The sequence below is a fragment of the Prevotella sp. RM4 genome (assembly GCF_000701965.1).
Lineage (GTDB): Bacteria > Bacteroidota > Bacteroidia > Bacteroidales > Bacteroidaceae > Prevotella > Prevotella ruminicola.
On the sequence record NZ_JNKG01000016.1, the window covers coordinates 97,243 to 105,552 of the forward strand.

Consider the following 8,310-nt stretch of genomic DNA (forward strand, 5'->3'; position numbering starts at 1 on the left):
AATGATGGAAGAAGATAGAATCGAACTACATAGCGACGAGGTACAGGACATCATCTCGCGTCCGCCATCGTCGCTGATAAAATATGGTATTACAGTCATTGCCGCTGTGGTGGCGCTGGTTGTCATTGGCAGTTTTATTTTCCGTTATCCCGATGTGGTGCAGGGTAGGGTGGTAGTCACGGGCGATACCCCTCCCAATCGTATTGTGGCCCGTGCCGATGGTCGTTTGCAGGAGCTTCGCCTGGCCGATGGTCAGCAGGTATCAAAAGGCGCCATCATCGCTGTGGTCGAGAATACCGCCAATACCGACGATGTGGTGAGTGTGAAACAGGCCGTCGGTAAGCTGTCGGTTAGTGGCGAGCCCATTCCCTTCGCTGCCGATCAGTCGTTGCGCCTGGGCGTGGTGCAGGATGCCTATAATCAGTTCTGCGATGCCGTCGTCAGCTACAATCAGGCCGTTCGTCTCAATATCTATCGCCAGCAGATACTGTCGGCACAGAAAGAGCATGCCTCGTTGTTGCGCCACGAAAGTAATCTCAAACGTCAGCTCGAAATGAGTCAGCAGCAAGCCGATCTGGTGAAGCACGATCGCGACCGCGAAAAAAGCCTGCACGAACGCAAGCTCACTTCCGATGCCGAAATGGAACAGAGTCAGCGCTCGTTGATCTCGGCTCAGCTCTCCGTCGAGCAGGTACGCACCGACATCTCCCAAACCCAACTCAGCATAGCCCAGATAGATAATCGCCTGGCCGAGCTTCAGGTGCAGTACCAGCAGGATATGCAGCACGTTACGGCCACGCTGCAGTCGGCGCTCAACACCCTCAAGGTGGCCATCGGTCAGTGGGAGCATCTCTATGCTCTTGTGGCCCCCGCATCCGGTAAACTGTCGTACACCAATGTGTGGGCGGTCAATCAGAATATCACTACAGGCCAGCATATCTTCTCCGTTGTCGAGTCGCGCAAATCGCACTTTGTAGGTAAGGTGCTTCTGCCAGCCACAGGCTTCGGTAAGGTCAAGGAGGGCCAGCGTGTAAACATCATGCTCGATGGCTATCCCTATCTCGAGTTCGGCTATCTGCGTGGCACGGTAAGCGGTCTTTCAGCAGTCGCCAATCAGGATGTGTATGTGGCCACCATCACACTACCCCAGGGCCTGCATACCACCGTTGGACGTGAACTACGGTTCACTGGCGAGTTGAGTGGCCAGGCCGAGGTCATCACCGAGGATATCAGCCTCGCCGTCCGCATCATCCAACCCCTGCGGTACATCTTCCATCACAACGTATAAAACGAAACAGAGGGTGCCCAGTTGGACATCCTCTGTTTCTTTTGTTAATACCCCATACACGAGGTGGCTCCCAATGCCGTCACTATCGCCGTCGCGATCGACGCTATCATCTGCACGATGAACTTAAATGTTTCCTTCTTTGTCATAATTTAATGTTTAATGTTTCATGTTTAATAGGAAGGGCGGGGCTTTCGCCCCAAGCCCTTAGTCACCAATCGGCTCGTTATGATTTCCGCCGCCACCGGTATTACCACCTTGGTTGCCGCCACCAGTGTTTCCACCGGTATTGCTTGGCTCGTCGGGATCCTCAACCGTACCTGGGTCTGTCGAGGTCACACGCTTAATCTCCTTACCATCGCGGTCGTAGCAGGTAATCTGGATGGCTGTGCCTGCCAGCTCCTCCTTCAGATCCACCGCAGGGGTGAAGATGATGCGACGACTGGTTACCAGTCCGGCTTTCACCTCGTCCACCTTGGCTACACTCTTGGCGCGGATGCCGAATCGCATGGTTCCCAAACCTGGCAGCGCAACCGAGTGACCCTCTGTGGCCCAAGCCTTAATCACCTCGCCAGCAGCATCCCAGCAGGCCTGCATAATGCCTTTGCTAACTCCGCTGCGCAGGGCAGCCTCCTTAATCACCTTTTCCTGAGAGAGCGAGGTGTACAACTCCGGCATCATGATGTAGCGATAAGTGCCCTCATACTTGCCAATCTTCTGCAACTTTTCCTGTGCTTTAACTTTCAATGCCATAATTCTAGTTTAATTTTTGTGTTGTTGTTTGTAAATAAAATGTTTAATGTTTAATCTTTAATGTTTAATGTCTCAACTCCGATGTAGATTTACGTTCACGTGAGGGAGATTTTCTTAGTGCACGTGGGAGAATCTTTTTCCTCGTGTGGGAGCCTCATCTCCATCTTTATCTTGACAATGCAAAGGTACGAAAATTTCGTCATACTATGAAATATCAACTGTTAATGAATTGTTAAATTGTAAACAAGTGCAACATGTGACTCAGATATCAGATATCAGTTTTCTAATGAGCACACAAAAACTGTAACCAAAAGTTTTACTATTATATATATTATAATATATATAATAGTAATTATAATAGATTCAATTTTACCTACCCAAGCCACCTATCCATAAATAAACTGATATCTGATATCTGAGTCACTTTTTCTATGCAATATTTGGTTACATCAAAAATTTTTGTTATCTTTGCATACATAAATCTTAATATAAAATAAATGAGCAGGAGTAGTACTATTATTGAATTTCCTCAGGCCAAGAATATCGTGGTAAGTGGCGATATTCATGGCGATTTTACTCAGATCGTATTTAAGTGCTGCGTACAGTACGAAATGACTGATACCCTTATCATTGTAGCTGGCGATTGTGGTTTTGGCTTTGATAAGCCTGACTATTATGAGGGGATTTATGATCGTTGCCGTACTCGACTTTCAAAATCCAACAACTGGCTTGCTTTTATAAGAGGAAATCACGACAATCCTGCTTATTTTAATAGACTGCCAATAAAGCATCAACGCTGGCGTACGCTAAGCGACTATTCGGTAATTAAAGCTTGTGGCCATACAATTCTCTGTGTAGGCGGAGCAACTTCCATCGACAGAACTCTTCGTATGGCTTCTAATAAATTTCATTTGCCCAATCCGGCTGATCCACTTATGCCAAATCTTTATTGGTCAAACGAGCTTCCTGAATTCAACAAGGAGAAGCTAAATGCGATAAATCAGCAATGTGCTGTTGACACCGTAATAACCCATACCTCGCCGTCATTTTGTGAGTTGTCATCTCACAATTTCTTGGAGAGTTGGGCTGCACACGATGCTGATTTGTTAGACGATGTGAGATATGAGCGCCAGGTGATGGACCAGATCTATGATTATCTTTATAGCAAGAATCATCCTTTAAGTAATTGGTATTACGGACATTTCCACGAGAGCTGGCACGCCGAAATAGATCAGGTAAGATACCACATGCTCGATATAATGGAGTTAAGAGAGATTCTTTAAGAAATATGAGTTTTTTCTAGCTAATTTTTTGTTACATCGCTTTTTATTTGTATCTTTGCAATTGTAAATGAATCAACTATGTCTGAAGAGAATTTAACGGAAGGATATTCTATATTAGAGGAGACTTGCATGTTGGTATGCGAGCCTCCATATCAAAATCTTGATACGTTATTGGAAGATTTGCCCAATTTTAGTGGAGCTGGTTTTTATACTCAACTACGACGCATTGCTGAACATCCAGCATTCGAACCAGTTGAGAATGAAGAGAAGATCTTTAGCGCTGCGGGTGAAACATGTGATGACTATCAGAATTTGATTAATGCAGCAAGGAAAGCTGTTGAGCATGGTTATCGTGTTTTTATATTGCCAAATCCCAAGAGGTTTAGAACGCCTGACTTTATTTTTGAACGCAAGGGTGTATATAAACTGTTTGATTTAAAAACCATTTCGGGATCGAACTCGGTTGATAATCGTTTAAAAGAATCTGTTGGTCAAACTAACCGTGTGTTGCTTCATATGGTTTCTAATTATGAACCTCGTCCATTGGCTAAGAGTATAAAGCATTACTTCGAACTGAATCCAGAAGCAATAGAGGTTCTTGTAATAAAAGGAAAGAAATTTATCTCTATTGTTCGCAAAGACACATTAGGCGAATCATATATCAAATACTTTATGGTGAAATATACAAAATAAAAAAACCACCCCGGAAGGTGGTTTTTAAATGGGCAGTATCGATAAAGCCTTGCCCCTCGCGGGATTCTACCCGGATAGCCAAAACAGATGTTCTGACGGTGCAAAGATAAAAACATTTTCAATAAGTTCCAAACATTTTGGGATTTTTTTGTTGCAAATTGCATTTTTTACCCCCATTCTTGTATTTTTTACAAAACTTTTTTGTACTTTTGCCCCGCTTAACAAACTGAATAAATGAAATGATAAATTTAAATACTCCATCAGACGTTATGTGGGCCACCTTGGCCAAAGAATACGAAAAAGCTAAATACTGGATGATTAAACAGTTCGGTGGCGAAAAACGTTATGAAGCCATGCGCGACGATTTGCTGCGTAAGTGTGCTTATTCTCAGCGTCCAATGCTCTCTAAGCCAGTCTATTACACTTCGTCAGAAGGCAATCGTTGGATATGCTTCGAAAATGCCTTTTACTATCCTGATAGCTTGGCTTCTAATTGCATGCCTAATTGTTTTTGTTATTTCGAAACAGCCAGCTCTATTGGTGTTTTCATGGTAGGTTTTAACGAACTGATTCATGGTGGCGACATGAATTGTGTTCTCATTTTTACCCCTCATTTTTTTCAGCGTTATGCCGAGCGTATGGGGGTGAGTGGCGATAAGAACGAGCTCTTGATGAAATTTATTACTTCAACAAGATCGTTCACTGTTAGTCCGATGGAGCCCGATGAAAATGGTGTAGAACGCATCACGGTCCGTATCACAACCGATTGTACTGGTCATGGTATTCGTCGGTCGGGAAAAGAGAATGTCTTCGAGGTTCGTACCATCCTTACAGATGCTCAGCTATCTAAGGCACAAGCAGCCCGCACCGAACATGTTCGCTCGCTTGGTGATCTTACCCGTTTTGAACCGCTTGAGGTTACCGAACGCCGTTTAAATAATTGTGGCGATATAAAAGATGTAGCCAAGGCTTTTTATGATAAGATTGATAAGTTGGAGTCGCTGGGTGTAGATACAAGTTTCCAGACTAGAGGTTTGAAACTAAGTATGACCTTTAGCAAGATTTTTATGCAGATGGGCATCGCTACTATTTACGATTCCGATTTTTGGACTAAACTCGGCCGTGAATCCCACGCGTCTATTTTACGTTATCTGCATGGCTTAGACGAAAATGATAAAGATTTTGATCCATTTAAGGAACTTGTTAAGGTTGCGCGCGAGATTGCTGCACGTATGGGAGTAAGAAAATTTGCCTGGCGCGAATGTGCCAAACTGTTGTTAATGGATATATACCAATATAACGAAGCTACAGCTGCCGAAACCATAAGGGGATTATACCCTATGTGAGCAGAAAAAATCATAGGGACTCGACAGTACCTTTTAACCCCATCTTTTCCCATTCATCAGCCATACGTCGTTCAGCGTTACGCCTGATTTCAAGCGAACGTTTAAAGCGTGCTAATGCTTTCTCGTACGTAACCTTCTTTATTCCCATTTTTCTCTAAATACTTATTCTTTGTAGCAAATATAGGATTGTTTTTATTTTATTCCAAATATTTTGGGACTTTTTTGATGTATACTGCATTTTTTTAGCCCCATTCTTGTGTTTTCCCAAAACTTTTTGTACCTTTGCCATCAAGTACTGGCTAATCGTCGTAACCCGACGCTGCTACGGCAGAGGTGGCTTGGAACGTAAATTCCTCAGTCACAGAGCCTCAGAGGAGGTGCCGGTATGATTTTTGAGGGTAAAATAACATAGCGTTTGTGCTATATTCGGAACTTCTTAGAACCTAGGAAACTCTATAGAACATTGTCTCGAATAAGTGCCAACGTCTGCGCTTTGGCGTGGACTGGACTTATCTGACAATGTAGGTTTTCCTAGGACCGTAAGAAGTAGATGAGGGCAGTTTCACGCCTTCTTCTTTCTTATAGTCCTGGAACCTACATTCATCCGAACAGAGTCCATTCGCTCTAAAGCCAACATTCTGATGGAGTTGATAAACAATGTCAAAAAAACGCTGCGTGATGATCTTATGCAGCAAATAAAGGCAGGAAGCCGTTTGTCTATAGCGGCCTCATGCTTCTCCATCTATGCCTTTCAAGAACTGAAAGCGGCACTCAAAGATATCAAGGAACTGCGCTTTATCTTTACTTCGCCGACATTTACGGCTGAGAAAACGCCTAAGCAGCAGCGTGAATTCTATATCCCACGATTAGACCGAGAGCGAACACTCTATGGTTCAGAGTTTGAAGTAAAGCTTCGCAATGAGCTCACTCAGAAAGCTATAGCCCGTGAATGTGCAGAGTGGATTCGACAGAAAGCTTGCTTTAAGTCGAATAAGACCAACGAGCAGATGATGGGCTTCATCAATCTCGATGATACGAGCTATTCGCCCATTAATGGTTTTACAACTGTAGATTTGGGTTGTGAGAAGGGCAACAATGCCTATACGATGATTCAGAAGGCAGAAGCTCCTTTTTCTCAGGCTTATATCGACCTATTCAATCAGCTATGGAATGACAGCAGTCGCCTTCAGGTTGTAACCGAAGAGGTGATTGACAGCATCAGTAATGCTTATAAGGAGAATGCACCTGAGTTTCTTTACTTTGTTGCGCTCTATAATATTTTCAACGAGTTCTTAGAAGATATCAGCGAGGACGAACTGCCCAAAGAAGCTACAGGTTTTAAGAATTCAGCCATCTGGAACAAACTCTACAATTTCCAGCGTGATGCTGCTATAGCAGTTATTAATAAGCTGGAAAAGTATAATGGCTGTATTCTTGCTGATAGCGTAGGTCTTGGTAAAACCTTTACGGCTCTATCTGTTATCAAGTATTTCGAAAGCCGTAATCGTACTGTACTGGTTCTTTGCCCAAAGAAATTGTATGAGAACTGGAATACTTATCGCCAGCCATACACCAATAATCCATTGCTGAAGGATCGTTTAAGCTATAAGATTCTTTATCATACAGACCTGTCTCGTACCCAGGGTTATAGCAACGATGTTGATTTGGAACGACTCAATTGGGGAACATTCGATCTGGTTGTGATTGACGAAAGTCACAACTTCCGCAATGGCGGCAAGGTGAGTACAGACGAAAATGGTGAGAACCCTCGCGAAAATCGCTATCTGCGCCTGATGAACAAGGTGATTCGTGCAGGCGTGAAGACCAAGGTGCTGATGCTTTCTGCAACACCAGTCAACAATCGTTTCAACGATTTGAAAAATCAGTTGCAGTTGGCCTATGAGGGAAAGGCTGATGACTTCAACGAATTATTACCCACCGAGCGTGGTATTGATGATGTTTTCCGTCAGGCACAAGCAGCCTATAATCTATGGTCAAACTTCTCACCCGAGGAGCGCACTACTGAGCGCCTGCTGGGAATGCTCAGCTTCGATTTCTTTAAGCTTTTGGATGCTGTCACCATTGCCCGCAGTCGTAAGCATATCCAGCAGTATTATGACACGACAGATATTGGCACCTTCCCTGAGCGCTTGAAACCTATCTCTCGTCAGCCACATCTGACTGACCTTGATACGGCTATCAACTACAACGAGATATTCGAGCAGTTACAATCGCTCCGATTGGCCATCTACGCACCCTCTGCTTTTATCCTGGATAGTCAGCTCTATAAATATAAAGAGGAGGAAAGTACTACTGGTCACCGACTGAGTATCGAGGAGCGCGAGCAGGGTATTCAGCGCCTGATGAACATCCAGTTGCTGAAACGCCTGGAGTCGAGTGTCAACTCGTTCCGCCTCACTTTGGAGCGTATTCGCGACTATATGCAGGAAACACTCGATGCCATCAAGCGCTATCAAAGTGGTGACAAGCGCATTTCTGTTGATGACTACGAGGATGTGGATGGCGACGAGGATGAGCAGGACTTCATGATTGGTAAGAAGAAAAACCGTATCCTTCTGGAGGATATGGACTATATCTCATGGCAGCGTGAAATCAAGGAAGACCTTGATGTTATTAGTCTGTTGCTGACGATGCTGGAGAGTATCACACCTGAGCACGACTCAAAACTGCAACAGCTCATTGCAGATTTGCAGCATAAGTTTGCCCATCCTATTAATGGTGATAATAAGAAGGTGATTATCTTCACCGCTTTCTCAGATACAGCTCTCTATCTTTATGATTGCTTGGCAGACAAAATCAAATCTAAATATGGTTTGAATGTAGCTCTGGTTACGGGTGATGTAGAAGCAAGGAGTACGCTTAAGTTGAAGGAAAAACTCGATTTCAATAAGGTGCTAACACTCTTCTCGCCTATATCCAAAGAGCGTGC

7 protein-coding genes are annotated in these 8,310 nt (G+C 44.1%); 5 read left to right on the plus strand and 2 right to left on the minus strand.

Translation table 11 applies throughout. The annotated features are described in order from the left end of the window. Window position 1 precedes the first annotated feature (1 nt). Window positions 2-1,288: an HlyD family secretion protein gene (locus T499_RS0113165; RefSeq protein ID WP_033151347.1), complete on the plus strand. Its 1,287-nt coding sequence runs from the start codon at window positions 2-4 to the stop codon at window positions 1,286-1,288. Window positions 1,289-1,332: 44 nt separating this feature from the next. Here the strand turns inward: T499_RS0113165 and T499_RS14755 are convergent, their stop codons facing one another. Both T499_RS14755 and T499_RS0113170 read right to left on the minus strand, forming a co-directional pair. Beyond that, the gene (locus T499_RS14755) at window positions 1,333-1,434 is read right to left on the minus strand and encodes a smalltalk protein (RefSeq protein WP_157054619.1); all 102 of its coding nucleotides are present in this window, start codon (window positions 1,432-1,434) and stop codon (window positions 1,333-1,335) included. Window positions 1,435-1,492: 58 nt separating this feature from the next. Beyond that, window positions 1,493-2,038: an HU family DNA-binding protein gene (locus tag T499_RS0113170; protein ID WP_033151348.1), complete on the minus strand. Its 546-nt coding sequence runs from the start codon at window positions 2,036-2,038 to the stop codon at window positions 1,493-1,495. Between the two features lie 497 nt (window positions 2,039-2,535). Here T499_RS0113170 and T499_RS0113175 point away from each other — a divergent pair, with 497 nt between their 5' ends. From T499_RS0113175 to T499_RS0113195, 4 genes are all read left to right on the plus strand, one after another. Further along, entirely contained in the window at window positions 2,536-3,321 is a 786-nt protein-coding gene (locus T499_RS0113175) for a metallophosphoesterase (protein ID WP_033151349.1), read from the plus strand. A gap of 78 nt (window positions 3,322-3,399) precedes the next feature. Continuing rightward, window positions 3,400-4,014: a CdiA C-terminal domain-containing protein gene (locus T499_RS0113180; protein WP_033151350.1), complete on the plus strand. Its 615-nt coding sequence runs from the start codon at window positions 3,400-3,402 to the stop codon at window positions 4,012-4,014. 239 nt (window positions 4,015-4,253) lie between these two features. Next, complete coding sequence (locus tag T499_RS0113190; RefSeq protein WP_033151352.1) at window positions 4,254-5,360, plus strand: hypothetical protein; 1,107 nt, start codon at window positions 4,254-4,256, stop codon at window positions 5,358-5,360. Between the two features lie 686 nt (window positions 5,361-6,046). Next, window positions 6,047-8,310 (plus strand): SNF2-related protein (locus tag T499_RS0113195; RefSeq protein ID WP_369793407.1); only part of this gene is annotated, 2,264 nt, incomplete at its 3' end.